Below are 14,143 nucleotides of genomic sequence, written 5' to 3'. Positions count from 1 at the left end.
CTTGAGAGCTGGGTGACGGGCAAGGACGGGGCCCCGCCGGGCGGGCGGGGCCGCGGGCCGCCCGGCACCGGGGAAGGGGCCGGACGGTCCGCCGGGGCGGTCACGGTGTGCCGTGGGCGGGCGCCGTCGCCGTCGGGTACGGCGGTCAGCTGCGCCAGGTGTCGTTCAGCGCGACCAGGCCGGCGGAGCCGACCGTGGCGGTGCGGTTGGCGCCGCTCTCCCAGGTGACGTTGCCGCTGCCGTCCTTGCGGAGGTACTTGTACTCGAACGACGTGCCCGCGGGCAGCGGGACGTCCAGCTTCCAGACCGGGTAGGCCGCGGGGTCCAGCTTCAGGGCGCCGGCCGGGTTCCAGTTGCCGAGGGCGGAGTTGTTGCCGACGACGTAGATGTTCTGGCCCGGCTGGGTGGTGGCGTTGACGTGGAACGACGCTCCGGTGGCGGTGTCGCCGCCGTTGCCGGGGTCGCTGTCCGAGCCGCCGCCGCAGGTCTTGGCGCCGACGTGCAGGGCCAGGGCCGAGTTGGCCGCGAGGGTGGCGGTGAACCGACCCGAGGAGTCGACCGTGACGCCCTTGCCGCTCTGCACGTCGCAGTAGCCGCCGGCGGGCAGGGAGGTCTGGAAGGTGCGGGTCAGGGCGGTGCCTTCGTGGTTGATGGCGACGTACGCCTTGGCGCCGCGCCCGAAGGCGATCTGGTTGTTGCCGTTGTCCCACCAGTCGGTCACCGCGCTGCCGGCGGCCGTGTTGCGGAACTTGACCATGCTCGCTATCTCGCGCCAGGCGTGCTGGCACTTCCACCCGTCGCTGTAACAGGCGTTCACCTGGCCGTTGTTCGGGCCGCCGGCGGACGTGTCGCTGAACTCGTAGCCGGAGTGGACGTCGGGCGAGCCGTAGGGCCAGGCCAGCATGAAGACGTGCGCGAGGGTGTAGTCGGCACCGTCCTTGTAGGTGAGGGTGTTGCCGTTGCGTTCGGTGTCGTGGTTGGTGACGAAGACGGACGCCTTGCCGCTGGAGACGTAGCCCCAGGCCTCGCCGAAGTTCTTCAGCTCCGCCAGCTTCTCGTTCCTGAAGACCCGCTTGAGGTCGTAGGCGTAGCGGAACTCCTGGACGTCGCCGGTGTTGTAGAACTCCGGCGGCTGCACGGCCTCGCCGGGGGCCCCGATGGTCTCCTGCTTCCAGTAGACGCCGGGGTTGGTGAGCCGGGACTTGATGTTGGTGAGGTCCTCCTCGGCGATGTGCTTGGCCCCGTCGATACGGAAGCCGTCGACGCCGAGGGAGAGCAGGTCGTTCAGGTAGCCGGCGATGGTCTTGCGGACGTACTCCTCGCCGGTGTCGAGGTCCGGGAGTCCTCCCATCTCGCAGTGCTGCACGTCCCAGCGGTTGCCGTAGTCGCTGATGCTGGTCTTGCAGTCGTCCATGTCGGCGGACGAGTAGGTGCCGGGGTAGTCGTACTTGCTGAACGACGACCCGGCGGTGCCGGTGCCGGAGGCGTTGGCCATGTGGTTGATGACCGTGTCGGCGACCACCTTGACGCCCGCGGCGTGACAGGTGTCCACCATGCTCTTGAAGTCGGCCCGGCCGCCCAGCTTGGTGCCGATCTTGTAGCTGACCGGCTGGTAGGCGGTCCACCAGGAGGTGCCCTGGATGTGCTCGTTGGGCGGGGAGACCTGGACGTATCCGTACCCGTCCGGGCCCAGTTCGTCCGTGCACGCCTTCGCGACGGACGCGAAGTTCCACTCGAACATCACCGCGGTGACGTCCTTGCCGCCGGGCGCACTGGCCTGCGCCGGCGTCGGTGCCGTGACGGCCACAGCGGCTCCCGCCAGAAGGGCGAGTGCAGCGGCCACGGGCTTCTTGGCCATGGTGTCTCCAGTTTGGGGAGTGGGGTGATACCGGAGGACAGCCTCGGTTGACAACGCGCCGTGCCAGGGGAAGGCCGTTCGTTGGTTCTTGCTGCAAGAAATTGCGATCGAGACCGTACGGCGCCGCTTACCGCAGGTCAACCCCTGGGGACGAATGACCAGTTGATCAGGCAATTGTTGAAGCCCGTGTGCGTAATCCCTTTCGCAAGAGTTTCAGCGGTGTTACCTTCGTCGGACTCCGGCCCCCGGCCGCGGGGTGCACCACCCGTGCCCCCGACGCGCCCGGCCGTCCGGGCCGGAGCCCCTGACCACCGCGGACCGGACCTCGCGCCCCGACGGGGCGGAAGGGGCGTCGGATGGCACACTCCCCGGCGGACCGGCACGGACGTCCCGGCCGCTGCCCGCCCCCGTTCAGACCGCCACGAGCAGTGGCTCCCACCACGACCGGTGGGTCCGGTACCAGTCCACCGTCGCGGCCAGCGCCGAGGCGAAGTCGGTCCGCGGCCGGTAGCCCAGCTCCGCGGTGATCTTGCCGTGGTCCACCGCGTACCGGCGGTCGTGGCCCTTGCGGTCCGCGACGTGCGTGATGCGGCCGGGGCCGGCACCGCACCGGTCGAGCAGCTGCCGCGCCAGCTCCAGGTTGGTCAGCGAGGTGCCGCCGCCGATGTTGTACGTCTGGCCCGGCCGCCCCGCCGTGCGCACCAGCTCCACCGCCCGGACGTGGTCGTCCACGTGCAGCCAGTCGCGCACCTGCCGGCCGTCGCCGTACAGCGGCACGCTCCCGCCGGTCAGGAGCGTGGCCACGAAACGCGGGATCGCCTTCTCCGGATGCTGGAAGGGGCCGAAGTTGTTGGAGCAGCGGGTCACCCGGACGTCCAGGCCGTGGGTGTGATGGTGGGCGAGCGCGACGAGGTCCGCGGCCGCCTTGGACGCGGCGTACGGCGAACTGGGCCGCAGCAGGTCCTCCTCCCGCGCGGCGCCCTCGGGTATCGAGCCGTAGACCTCGTCGGTGGAGATCTGGACGAAGGTCCGCACACCGTGCCGCAGCGCCGCGTCCAGCAGCGTCTGCGTGCCCACCACGTTGGTCCGGGTGAAGCCGGAGCCGTCCTCGATGGAGCGGTCCACGTGCGACTCGGCCGCGAAGTGGACGATCTCGTCGTGGCCGGCGGCCAGCCGCCGCACGGTCGCGGTGTCGCAGACGTCGCCCTGCACGAAGGCCAGGCCGGGATGGCCGCGCACCGCGTCGAGGCGGGCCAGGCTGCCCGCGTAGGTCAGCTTGTCCAGCACGGTGACCGTGACGCCGGGCGGCCCGGACGGGCCGAGCAGCGCCCGGACGTAGGCGGACCCGATGAAACCGGCTCCGCCGGTGACGAGGATGCGGGAAGTCATGACGTGAGCAGCACCTTGCTGTGGTCGCCGAGGACGAGACGGTGGGCTTGCGGAGGCCGGGGCGCCGCCGCCACGACCGCTTCCCGGCCGATGAGCGACTGTTCGATACAGGGAGCGCCCTCCACGCGCGCGCCCCGCAGGAGGACCGAGAAGGAGATCGCGCTGTCCTCGATCCGGCAGTCCTCGCCGATGGCGGTGTACGGCCCGACGCTGGAGTTGCTGATGACGGCCCCGGGTCCGATCACCGCCGGCCCGACGATCCGCGAGCCCTTGACCACGGCGCCCTCGGCGATGCTGACCCGGCCCACCAGGACGCTGTGCGCGTCGACCTTGCCGTCGACGCGTCCCTCCAGCCGGTCCAGGACGTGCCGGTTGGCCTCCAGCAGGTCCTCCACGCTGCCGGTGTCGCGCCACGGCATGGTGGTGGTCTCCGCGCGCACGCCGAGGCCGCGGTCGATCAGCCACTGGACCGCGTGGGTGAGTTCCAGTTCGCCGCGGCCGGAGGGGGCGATCGCGCGCACCGCCTCGTGCACCGCGGGGGTGAAGGCGTAGACCCCGATCATGGCGAGGTCGCTGCGCGGCTGTTCCGGTTTCTCCTCCAGCCGCCGCACCAGTCCGTCGCCGTCGACCTCCGCGACGCCGAAGGCGGTGGGGTCGGGGACCGCGGTGAGCAGCAGCCGGGCGGCGTCCCGGCCCGCCCGGGAGCGCCGGACGAACTCGGTGACACCGCCTTCGAGGTAGTTGTCGCCGAGGTACAGCAGGAAGTCGTCGTCCTGGAGGAAGTCCCGGGCGATCAGCACCGCGTGCGCGAGACCGAGCGGTTCGGGCTGGTGCAGATAGGTGACGCGCAGGCCGAAGGCGGAGCCGTCCCCCACCGCGCGGCGGATGTCGTCGGCGTGGCCGCCGACCACCACTCCCACGTCCTCGATGCCGGCGTCGGCGATCGCCCGCAGGGCGTAGTGCACCACCGGCTGGTTGGCGATGGGGAGGAGCTGCTTGGCGCGGGTGTGGGTGAAGGGCCGCAGTCTGCTGCCCGTGCCGCCGGCCAGGACCAGGGCCTTCACGTCGGCCACCGGAGTCGCGGAGGGGGCTGGGTCTGTGGTCTCACGGATCTCTCCTCGAACGGAAGTCGCGGTGTCACCGGTGGAGCTGGTCCTGACTCAAGCAGAGGACACCGACCCCACGCAAGAGACAACTGAAACTTTCAGCAATCTCTTGCAAGGAGCTGCGCTTCGGTGTTTGACTCACTCCCGGCACCGCTCAAAGGCGGTGCCCCGCACAGCAGTTCGCACCAGAGGTGGGGAGCAGCAGTGACAGGACGGCACCAGCGGGAACGGCTGGAGCGCGAGGCCGGACATCTGGCACCGGGCGCCTCCGAGGAGGCGGCCGTGGGACGCCGGGTGTTCGCCGAGGGGCGGGGGCCGGTCCTCACCGATCTCGACGGCAACCAGTACCTGGACTTCGCCGCGGGCACCCTGACGCAGTCCCTCGGACACGGCCATCCCGAAGTCGTCGAGGCCCTCACCGCGCAGGCCCGGCGGCTGTGGAACGTGCACGACTCGGCGACGCCCGACCGGGCCGGCCTGCTGGAGCTGCTGGCCCGGCTGCTGCCCGAACAGCTCGACACCTACGCCCTGTTCTCCACCGGCGCGGAGGTCGTCGAGGCCGCGCTGCGCGTGGTGCAGGCGACCGCCGCACCGGGCCGCAACCGGATCGGCGCGCTGCGCGGCGGGTTCCACGGCAAGACGATGGGTGCGCGGATGCTCGTGCACTGGGACATCGGCCACCAGGCCTTCGCCGGCAACTCCGTCCTCGGCTACGCGCCCTACTGCTACCGCTGCCCGCTGGAACTCACCTACCCGTCCTGCGGGGTGCGGTGCGCCTCGCTGGTGCGCAAGCACATCGCCGACAAGCCGAACGTCTCGGCGCTGGTCTTCGAGCCGGTCCTCGGCGCCGCCGGGGTCATCGTCCCGCCCCCGGGCTACTGGGAGCAGATCGCCGACGCCTGCCAGGCCAACGGGGTGCTGCTCGTCGCCGACGAGGTGCTCACCGGCGGTGGCCGGACGGGGACGTTCCTGGCGAGCGAACAGTTCGGCGTGGAACCGGACCTGGCCGCCCTGTCCAAGGGCCTGGCCAGCGGGTTCCCCTTCGCCGTCCTGGCGGGACGGGCGGACCTGCTGCACCATCCGGCGGCCTCCGGGGCGGGCGCCTACGCGTCGACGTACGCGGGCAACCCACTCGGCATCGCGGCCGCCCGCGCCACCCTGGAAGTCATCGAGCGCGACCGGCTGCTGGAGCGCGTGCGCGTCCTCGGGGACGTGCTGCACGAGCGGCTGACCGCGCTGGGTGACCGCTTCGAGAACCTCGGCGAGGTGCGCGGCCTGGGGCTGCTGTACGGGCTGGAGTTCGTCACGGACCGGCACAGCCGCACCCCGGCGCCGCACCTGGCCCGGGCCGTGTACACCACCGCCCTCGACCTGGGGCTGCGCGTGGCCCTCGGCGGGCACATCCTGCGCCTGGCACCGCCGTTCAATATCGACGAGCCCCTCCTGGAGGAGGGCGTCGGGCTGCTCGAAGAGGCTCTGGAGCGGGTGCTGTCGTGATCGTCGCCGAGAACCTCGTCAAGGAGTTCCGGCTCGCCGAGCGCAAGCCGGGCCTGGCGGGCAGTCTGTCCACCCTGTTCACCCGGCGGCACCGGATCGTGCGCGCGGTCGACGGCGTGTCCTTCACGATCCCGGCCGGCTCGAAGACGGCGTACATCGGCGCCAACGGGGCCGGCAAGTCCACCACGATCAAGATGCTGACCGGCATCATGACGCCCACCAGCGGGCGCTGCGTGGTGCGCGGCATCGAGCCCTACCGGCACCGGCAGGCCAACGCCCGCGGCATCGGGGTCGTCTTCGGCCAGCGCAGCCAGTTGTGGTGGGACCTGTCCGTGCCGGACTCGTTCCGCATCCTGCGGCGTATCTACGACATCCCCGACCCGGTGTACCGCCGCAACCTCGCCCTGTACCGGGAGCTGCTCGACATCGACGCCCTCGGCACCACGCCCGTGCGCCAGCTCAGCCTGGGCCAGCGGATGCGGGCGGAGATAGCGGCGAGCCTGCTGCACGATCCGCAGGTCGTCTTCTGGGACGAGCCCACCATCGGCCTCGACATGGTGCTCAAGGACGCGGTGCGGCACCTGGTCAACCACGTCCACCGGGAGCTGGGCACGACCGTCGTCCTCACCAGCCACGACATCGCGGACATCGCCGCGATCTGCGACAGCGCCCTGGTCGTCGACCGGGGCCGGGTGGTGCACCAGGGCAGCCTGCGCGACCTGCTGCACACCGCCGGCCGGCGCTGCGTCCTGTTCGACCACCGCGGCGGCCCCGGACCCGGGCAGGCCTGCGCGGACATCGAGCGGGGGCTTCCCGGGGTGAGCGCGTCCGCCACCGAGGACGGCCGGATCCGGGTCGACTACCCGGCGGAGGCGTTCACCTCCCGCCAGGTGCTCGCCTTCCTGCTCGACCACTTCGACCTGGCGGACTGCTACGCGCCCGAACCCGACCTGGAGGACGTCCTGCGGCGGATCTACGCCGGCGAGCACCGCGCGCCGGCCACGGCGGACGCTCCGGGCGCGCGCCGGGAGGGTGCGGTATGAGCGCCTCCCCCGCCCGGCCGCTGGCGGTTCCCGGACCCGTGCCGCCGGCCGCGCGCGTCCGGCGCTACCTGCCCTTCGCCACCGGTGGACTGCAGTCCCTGCTCCAGTACCGCTCGACGTTCGTGACCACCGGCATCACGGCCGCGGCCGGCGCGGCGGTCACCGTCTTCCTGTGGCGGGCCGTGTACGCGGGCTCCCCGCCCGGCGGCGGACCGGGCGGCTTCACCACCGAGGGCATCACCACCTATCTGCTGATGGCGCAGGTGCTGCAAGTCCTGCACGCCAACCGGGTGGACGACGAGGTCGCGGCCGACGTCTACCGCGGCGACGTGGCCGTGATGCTGGTGCGGCCCGTCAGCTACCCGGTGATGCGGTTCTTCGCCTGCCTGCCGGTGGTCGCGGCCAACGCCGTCCTGGTCGGCGTTCCCGTGCTCGCCCTGTTCGCCCTGATCGTGCCGCTGTCCGTGCCGCGGCCCGGGGACGTGGTGCTGTTCCTGGTGTCCACCGCGCTGTCCGTCCTGCTCGCCTTCCTGGTGAACCTGCTGACCGGGATGACGGGTTTCGTGACCACGAACACCTGGGGGGTGCGCATGGTGAAGCAGAGCGTGGTCGCCTTCTTCGCCGGGCAGTTGGTCCCCCTCGCGCTGATGCCGGGACCGCTCGCCGCGCTGGCCGCCGCGCTGCCCTTCCGGGGCATGGTCGACGGCCCGCTCACCCTGCTGCTCGGCCGCTACGACGGAGTGGCCGGCGCGGCCGACGTACTCGCCCGGCAGCTCGGCTGGGCGGCCGGCCTCACGCTGCTGAGCGCCGTCCTGTGGCGGGCCTCGCTCAGCCGGCTGGAGGTGCTCGGCGGATGACCGGCACGGTGTGGCGCCATGTGCGGCTGGCCTTCTTCCTCGGCGGGGTCGGGCTGCACCGGCTGAGCGCGTACCGCATGGACTTCGCCCTCGGGGCGGGCGCCTTCCTGGTGCGGGTGGGCCTGCAGACGGCGGTGGTGGGGCTGGTCTTCCGCCAGGTGCCCGCGGTGGGCGGCTGGAGCTACCACGAGGTGCTGTTCCTGCTGGGCTTCTCGCTGCTGCCGCGCGGCCTGGACCACCTGTTCACCGACCAGCTCTGGGAGCTGGGCCGCAAGCTGGTCCAGCGCGGTGAGTTCTACCGCTATCTGATCCGCCCGGTGAACCCGCTGTTCTCCCTGCTGTCGGAGCGGTTCTTCCACCCCGACGGGCTCGGCGAACTGGCGGTCGGCGCCGCTCTGGTGGGCTGGTCCGGCAGCGCGATCGGGCTCGACCTCACCCCGGTGCAGTGGGCCGTCGCCCCCTTGCTGGTGCTGTGCGGCGCGCTGATCCACACCTCGGTGAAGCTGTTGTTCGCCTCGCTGTCGTTCTGGACCGTCACCAGCCTGCCGTCGATGTACGCGGCCGGGCAGGTGTCCGAGTTCGCCGCCTATCCGCTGGACATCTACCACCCCTCGCTGCGCGCCCTCCTCACCTGGGTGCTGCCCTTCGCCTTCACCTCGTACGTGCCGTGCGTCTACCTGCTCACCGGTGCCACCGGGCGGGTGGTCTGGCTGCCGGTGGTGACGGCGGGCGCCCTCGCCGTCGCCCTGACCGTGTGGCGACGCGGTATCAACGCCTACGAAATGACCGGGAGTTGATCACGCCCGTGATCCGCGACGAACAGCTCGAACCCCTGCTGCGCACCGCGCCGTGGATGCCGCACGACCTGCGCGCCGCCCACCGCTACGAGGTGGTCGACCACGCCGGGCCCGGACCGGACGAACTCCTGCTGATCGTGGCGGCCGTCGGCGGCCCCGCCTCCGGCGAGCGGTTCTTCGTCCCCGTGCACACGGATGCCACCGGCGGCCTGGGCACGGCCCGCGGCGACGGGTCCTCCGGTCTCGCGGCCGTGCGCCGGGTGCTCACCGGCGCCCGGCTGCCCACGGCGCGCGGCGGACACGTGGACTTCCGCCGGTCGCCCTCGGCGCCGGCCGGTGAGCCGCGGTGGCTGCCGTTCGACCAGGGGTGGTCCTCCAACGCCCTGTCCCTGGTCGAGATCGGCGGCTCCGCGTACCTGCACAAGACCTACCGGCGCCTGGACGGGACGATCCGTGAGCCGGAGCTGCTGCGGCTCATGAGCGGCACCGGGCACACCTCCGAGTGGGCCGGGGACTACACGTACACGGCTCCCGGCTCCGGGACCCGGCATCCGCTGGGTGTCCTCTACCGCCGCGCGCCGGGGCACGGGATCGACGTGCCGCTGCGCGAGAACCTGCGCTCGCTGTGGCCGCGGCTCACCGACGGCACCGCGCCGGACCCGCTCGTCCGCGCCCATCTGCGCCCGCTCCACGACGGGCTGCGCGCCGCCGGACGTTTCCTGCCCGCCTTCCACCGGGACCTGGCGGCACGCCTGGGCGGCCCCGCCGCCGGTTACCCCGTGGCCGACGCCCTGCGGCGGGCCTCGGCGCGACTGGCCGGGCTGGCCCGGGCCGACATCGCTCTCCCGCCCGCCGCCCGGAGCGCGGCCTTCCACGCCCTGGACGCCGAACTCGCCTCGCTGAACGCCGAGTTCGGCGACCAGGAGACGGTCCCCGGCGCCGGTCCCTGCCACGGCGACCTGCACCTGTCCCACCTGCTGTGCGCCGAGGAGGCCGACGGCACCTGGCGGATGCGCGTGATCGACCTGTCCACGCCCGCCCTCTCCCCGGACGACCCCGGGTACGCCGCGCAGTCGCCCCTCCAGGACCTGGTGGCCGTGCAGCGCGCGCTGGAGTACTTCGCGGCCGACGAGGCGGCCTTCGAGAGCGCCCGGCGCCTCGGCATCGACTCGGCCGAGACCATGAACGGCTCCCTGGACGGCGCTCCCGCCCTGTCCCCCGCCCGCCGGGCCGTGCTGGAGGGCGTCTTCCGCACCGCCGACACCTGGCGCCGGCAGGTCCTGGACCTGCTCCTCGGTCCCACCCCCGACAGCCCGCTGCGGCGGCTGCTGTATCTGCGCCGGCTCCTGCACGAGCTGGGCTACAACCACGACCACGCCCGGCCCTACCACGCCGCGATCGACCTGCGCCACGCGCTCGCGCTGGCCTCCCCCGCCCCTTCCACCCACGCGAGGACATGACCGTCGTGAACGCGCCCCGGATGCACATCATCGAGACGTATTTCGAGTGCTGCGGATTCGACCACACCTTCCTTCAGGGCGGCACGTCCGTGTACCTGTGGAACCTGTCGAAGGCCTTCGCCGCACGCGGCCACCGGGTCTCCATCGTCACCCCCGCGCACGGCAGGCTCGACGACCTGCGCCGGCGCTACGAGGTGGAGGACCTGCCCTACGAGGACGCCTACACGCTGCCGGTGGCCCTGGACCCCCGCGTCTGGCGGGAGTTCCCGGCGCAGGTGGAGCTGGAGCTGCGCACCACCGCCCACCGCATCCGCCTGGCCGGTGTGGACCTGTACTTCCTCTCCAACGAGTACCTGAACCGGCTGCCCGACACCTTCTACCCGCCGTACTCGGCCAAGGGCCGGGACCTGGTGTTCCTCAAGCCGCTGGTGTTCCAGGCGGACAGCGTGCGGTTCCTGCGCGGCTGGTTCGGCGACGAGAAGGCCGTCGTCCACGCCCACGAGCCGTACTACCACTACCTGCTGCCGGCCGCCCTGCGCGACGACCCGACGAAGCTGGTCGTCAGCAACGTGCAGAGCAACATGCCGATCGCCAAGAAGGTGTACGCGCCCGAGGTGGAGGGGCTGTTCGAGCTGCTCGACGTGGACGTCAAGCTGCCGGGCGCCGATCCCGCGCACGGCGTGCCCGAGGCGGTCGTCCAGTACCAGCAGCTCACCCACCTGCACTACACCTACCCGCCGGACCACGTCGCCCTCTACGAACTGACCGCCGAGCACGCCGACCTGATCGACTTCCTGTCGCCGGGCCAGCTCGACTTCTACGCCGGCTTCGCCGACACGCCGTTCGAGCCGTTGTTCCGGCACCTGCCGATCGCGGACGTGGTGCGCCGCAACGCCCACAAGATGTTCGTCGGCGGCTGTGCCATCTCCGACCAGTGGCTGGCCTGGGACCCGGCCGGGGTGGACCGGGCGGAGGTGCTCGGCGGCCTCGGTCTCGACCCGGCGCTGCCGACGTTCTTCCACAACGCCCGCTACGCCGTCCACCACAAGGGCCAGGTGGAGCTGATGCGGGCCGTGGACCGGGTGCTGGGCGAGGGCCTGGCGGCCAACTTCGTCATCCGCTGCATCTCCGCCGACGGCGTCGACGACCCGTTCTTCCACGAGGTCGCCGCCCGCCACCCGGGCCGGCTGCACTTCGAGTGGGAGCGGGTGGAGGAGGCCCGGGTGTTCTCCTTCGCGGCCGCGTCCGACTTCGCCCTGTTCCCCTCCAAGTTCGAGATGGACACCTTCCTGATCGCCCAGGGCGAGGCCATGGCCGTGGGCGCCGTGCCGATCGCCACCGACCAGCGCGGCATGGAGCACTTCCGGCACGCCGACGGCCCGGAGACGACGACCGGCTTCGCCGTGAACCGCTCCTTCGCCGAGGACGACGAGCTGCTCACCGCGGCGCTCGCGGACCGCATCCGGCAGGCGGCGGCCCTGTGGACGAACGACCCGGGCCGCTACCGCGAGCTGTCCGAGCGCGCCGCGGCCGTCGCCCGGACCTTCACCTGGGACCACTGCGCCGACCTGCACCTGGCGGCGTTCACCCCGCTGTGGGAGGGCCGGCCCGCCGTCCTCTCCCCCGAACTCGCCCTGCGCCACGGCTGGTTCGACCTGCTTCCCGACGAGCAGGTCACCACGGCGGCGGCCGTCGCGCACGGGGACATCGCCGCCTACGAGCGCAGCGCCCCGCTCGACGCGGACGCGGCGCTGCGCATGTTCCGCGCCGCGTGGGAGCGGGCCGACTTCGCCGCCTGCGAGCGGGTCCTCGCCCGGCTGCCCGAGGCGGTGCCCGCCGCGGAGACCGACCGGCTGCGCACCCGCTGCCGGGTCCTGGCCGACGGCCGTCTGGAGTACCGCCTCCCGCACGCCGAACGGGTGGAGGCCGTCGAGGCACGGCCGGGCTCGGCCAGAGCCCTGCCCGCCGTACGCACCCTGGAACGCACCGGGCCGGGAGTCTTCACGGGCCCGGCGCCCGAGGCCGGCGGCCTGCTGCTGCTCACCCTGTCCTCCGGCCGTGTGACCTGGGACGAGGTGCGTCATGGCTGATCTGCGCACCGTACGCGCGGTGCTGCTCGCGGGCGGCGAGGGGCGCCGGATGGGCCCGCTCGGCACCGGGCGGCTCAAACCGCTGGTCCCCTACGGCGGCACCTGCCGGCTCATCGACTTCAGCCTCGCCAACGCCCGCGCCTCGGGTCTGCCGGAGGTGCTGCTGCTCTCCCAGTACGAGGAGCGGCTGCTGATGGACGACCTGCACCGGGTGTGGAACACCGGGCCGGACTTCCGTGTGCACTTCGGGCCGTACGACGTGGCCTACCGCGGCCGGGAGCTGCCCGGGGAGCTGCCGGAGCGCACCTGGCCGCCGGAGCGCGGCACCGCCGACGCCCTGATCCGCAAGGCCGAGTACGTGTTCACCGAGGGCGTCGAGGACGTCCTCGTCCTGCACGCCGACCACGTCTACCGCTACGACTACGGCCCGCTGGTGGCGGCGCACCGGGCGTCGGGCGCCGCGCTGACCGTCGCCTACCAGCGCATCGACCCGCGCTGGGTGCACCTGTTCGGCATGGTCCGCTTCGACGGCGGCGGCCGGCTCGCGGAGTTCGTGGAGAAGCCCGCGCACCCGACCTCCGACCTGGTCTTCGCGGCGTTCTGCGTCTTCGACGCCGGGGTGCTGCGCCGCTACCTGACCGACCTGGACGGCACCGACTGGCAGCACGACATCAGCCGGGACGTGATCCCGGCGATGCTGGCGGCCGGAGAGCACATCCGCGGCCACGAGGTGCGCGGGCACTGGGAGGACATCGGCACCGTCGAGCGCTACCACCGCGCGCACCTGGCGCTCGCCGCCGGGCCGCGGGCGCCGCTGCCGGTCGGGCGGATGCCGTGGACGCTGCGGCCCGGCACCGGCCGGAGCTGGGTCGCCGAGGCCCCCGGGGTGCGGGCGTCCGTGGTCCCGTCGGACCTCGTCAACGCCGGGCTCGTCACGGACAGCGTGCTCTTCCCCGGGGTCCGGGTCGGCGCCGGGGCCCGGGTGCGGCGCAGCGTGGTGCTGCCCGGCGCGGTGATACCGCCGGGCGCCGACATCGACGGGGCGGTCGTCCTGGAGGACGGACACATTCAGCACGTTGCCGAAGGAGTGAGCGCATGACCCTGCCCGAACACCACAGCGGTGCCCGGCGTCCGAGCGACTACGACGTCCTGGTGGTCGGCGGGGTCGGGGTGGACACCATCGTGCGCGTGGACGAACTGCGCGTGCCGCCCGGCGACTCGGTCTTCGTGGAGCCCTTGCGGGACTACGTCGGGCACACCGGCAACGGCGTGGCGCTCGGCTGGCACGCGCTCGGCCTGCGGACCAAGTTCATCGACTTCCTCGGTGACGACCCGCAGGGCCGGATGGTGCTGGAGCACTACGCCCGCCAGGGCCTCGACTTCAGCCATCTGGTCTCGCCGCACGGCACCCCGCGCTCGGCGAACCTGGTGGACCCGCAGGGCCGCCGGTTCTCCTTCTACGACGGCCGGCACCCCGCCGACCTCAGGCTGCCCCGGGACTTCTACCTGCCCTTCCTGGAGCGGTCGGCCCACGTCCACCTGTCGATCATCGGTCACAACCAGGACATGTACGAGGACATCCACCGCCTCGGCGTGACCAGCTCCACCGACCTGCACGACTGGGACGGCCGCAACCCGCACCACCGCACCTACGCCCTCGCCTCCGACTACGTCTTCCTCAGCGCGGCGGCGATCCACGACCGCCTGCCCACCGTGCTGCGCTCCGTCGTCGACGAGGGCCGGGCCCGTTTCGTGGTGGCCACGGACGGCGCGGACGGCTGCTACCTGCTGGAGCGGGGCCGGGACGAGATCCGCCACTTCCCCGCCGTACGCCCCGAGCGGCCGGTGGTGGACACCAACGGCGCCGGTGACGCGTTCGTCACCGCCTTCCTCCACTCCTACCTGGAGGGACGCGCGCCGGAGGAGTGCGTGCTGGCCGGCTCGGTGGCCGGGGCGTTCGCGTGCGCGAGCGCGGGCACCCACACCGAGTTCATCGATCTGCCGGAGCTGCGCGCGGCGAGTGCGCGCGCCGCGGCGAGCCGGTGA

Annotated in this window: 11 protein-coding genes; 8 read left to right on the top strand and 3 right to left on the bottom strand. The window is 72.5% G+C overall.

What is annotated here, in order from left to right:
• Nucleotides 1–145 precede the first annotated feature (145 nt).
• The 3 genes from ACZ4SV_RS09775 to ACZ4SV_RS09765 form a co-directional block, all read right to left on the bottom strand.
• Nucleotides 146–1,858, bottom strand: coding sequence for a carbohydrate-binding module family 20 domain-containing protein (locus ACZ4SV_RS09775; RefSeq protein WP_468002950.1), 1,713 nt, complete (start codon nucleotides 1,856–1,858; stop codon nucleotides 146–148).
• A 411-nt stretch (nucleotides 1,859–2,269) separates the two neighbouring features.
• On the bottom strand, nucleotides 2,270–3,247 hold the full coding sequence (rfbB, locus tag ACZ4SV_RS09770; protein ID WP_468002948.1) for a dTDP-glucose 4,6-dehydratase: 978 nt from the start codon (nucleotides 3,245–3,247) through the stop codon (nucleotides 2,270–2,272).
• Entirely contained in the window at nucleotides 3,244–4,311 is a 1,068-nt protein-coding gene (locus ACZ4SV_RS09765) for a glucose-1-phosphate thymidylyltransferase (protein WP_468002946.1), read from the bottom strand. The genes rfbB and ACZ4SV_RS09765 overlap by 4 nt, the downstream gene beginning before the upstream one ends.
• Before the next feature lie 246 nt (nucleotides 4,312–4,557).
• Here ACZ4SV_RS09765 and ACZ4SV_RS09760 point away from each other — a divergent pair, with 246 nt between their 5' ends.
• The 8 genes from ACZ4SV_RS09760 to ACZ4SV_RS09725 are packed head-to-tail and all read left to right on the top strand — an operon-like array spanning nucleotide 4,558 to nucleotide 14,143.
• Nucleotides 4,558–5,850, top strand: a complete 1,293-nt coding sequence (locus tag ACZ4SV_RS09760; RefSeq protein WP_468002944.1) for an aspartate aminotransferase family protein — start codon at nucleotides 4,558–4,560, stop codon at nucleotides 5,848–5,850.
• Nucleotides 5,847–6,893 carry an ABC transporter ATP-binding protein gene (locus ACZ4SV_RS09755; protein ID WP_468002942.1) on the top strand — a complete coding sequence of 349 codons (1,047 nt, stop codon included), beginning with the start codon at nucleotides 5,847–5,849 and terminating at the stop codon, nucleotides 6,891–6,893. The genes ACZ4SV_RS09760 and ACZ4SV_RS09755 overlap by 4 nt, the downstream gene beginning before the upstream one ends.
• Entirely contained in the window at nucleotides 6,890–7,750 is an 861-nt protein-coding gene (locus tag ACZ4SV_RS09750; RefSeq protein ID WP_468002940.1) for an ABC transporter permease, read from the top strand. Before ACZ4SV_RS09755 ends, ACZ4SV_RS09750 begins: the two co-directional genes overlap by 4 nt.
• Complete coding sequence (locus ACZ4SV_RS09745; protein WP_397937299.1) at nucleotides 7,747–8,547, top strand: ABC transporter permease; 801 nt, start codon at nucleotides 7,747–7,749, stop codon at nucleotides 8,545–8,547. Before ACZ4SV_RS09750 ends, ACZ4SV_RS09745 begins: the two co-directional genes overlap by 4 nt.
• A complete protein-coding gene (locus ACZ4SV_RS09740) occupies nucleotides 8,544–10,007 on the top strand; it encodes a hypothetical protein (protein ID WP_468002937.1) in 1,464 nt (487 codons plus the stop codon). The genes ACZ4SV_RS09745 and ACZ4SV_RS09740 overlap by 4 nt, the downstream gene beginning before the upstream one ends.
• Nucleotides 10,004–12,097: a glycogen/starch synthase gene (locus ACZ4SV_RS09735; RefSeq protein ID WP_468002935.1), complete on the top strand. Its 2,094-nt coding sequence runs from the start codon at nucleotides 10,004–10,006 to the stop codon at nucleotides 12,095–12,097. The genes ACZ4SV_RS09740 and ACZ4SV_RS09735 overlap by 4 nt, the downstream gene beginning before the upstream one ends.
• Entirely contained in the window at nucleotides 12,090–13,196 is a 1,107-nt protein-coding gene (locus tag ACZ4SV_RS09730; protein WP_365874430.1) for a sugar phosphate nucleotidyltransferase, read from the top strand. Before ACZ4SV_RS09735 ends, ACZ4SV_RS09730 begins: the two co-directional genes overlap by 8 nt.
• A complete protein-coding gene (locus ACZ4SV_RS09725) occupies nucleotides 13,193–14,143 on the top strand; it encodes a carbohydrate kinase family protein (protein WP_468002933.1) in 951 nt (316 codons plus the stop codon). The genes ACZ4SV_RS09730 and ACZ4SV_RS09725 overlap by 4 nt, the downstream gene beginning before the upstream one ends.

This window comes from Streptomyces sp. NPDC027672, from assembly GCF_055566335.1.
The sequence above is the reverse complement of the archived record's forward strand: the minus strand, read 5'-3'. Positions and strand labels throughout refer to the sequence as shown.

Coding starts and splice junctions, on each gene's coding strand:
- ACZ4SV_RS09775 (WP_468002950.1), bottom strand. CDS start 1,858: ATGGCCAAGAAGCCCGTGGCCGCTGCACTCGCCCTTCTGGCGGGAGCC.
- rfbB (WP_468002948.1), bottom strand. CDS start 3,247: ATGACTTCCCGCATCCTCGTCACCGGCGGAGCCGGTTTCATCGGGTCC.
- ACZ4SV_RS09750 (WP_468002940.1), top strand. CDS start 6,890: ATGAGCGCCTCCCCCGCCCGGCCGCTGGCGGTTCCCGGACCCGTGCCG.
- ACZ4SV_RS09745 (WP_397937299.1), top strand. CDS start 7,747: ATGACCGGCACGGTGTGGCGCCATGTGCGGCTGGCCTTCTTCCTCGGC.
- ACZ4SV_RS09735 (WP_468002935.1), top strand. CDS start 10,004: ATGACCGTCGTGAACGCGCCCCGGATGCACATCATCGAGACGTATTTC.
- ACZ4SV_RS09730 (WP_365874430.1), top strand. CDS start 12,090: ATGGCTGATCTGCGCACCGTACGCGCGGTGCTGCTCGCGGGCGGCGAG.
- ACZ4SV_RS09725 (WP_468002933.1), top strand. CDS start 13,193: ATGACCCTGCCCGAACACCACAGCGGTGCCCGGCGTCCGAGCGACTAC.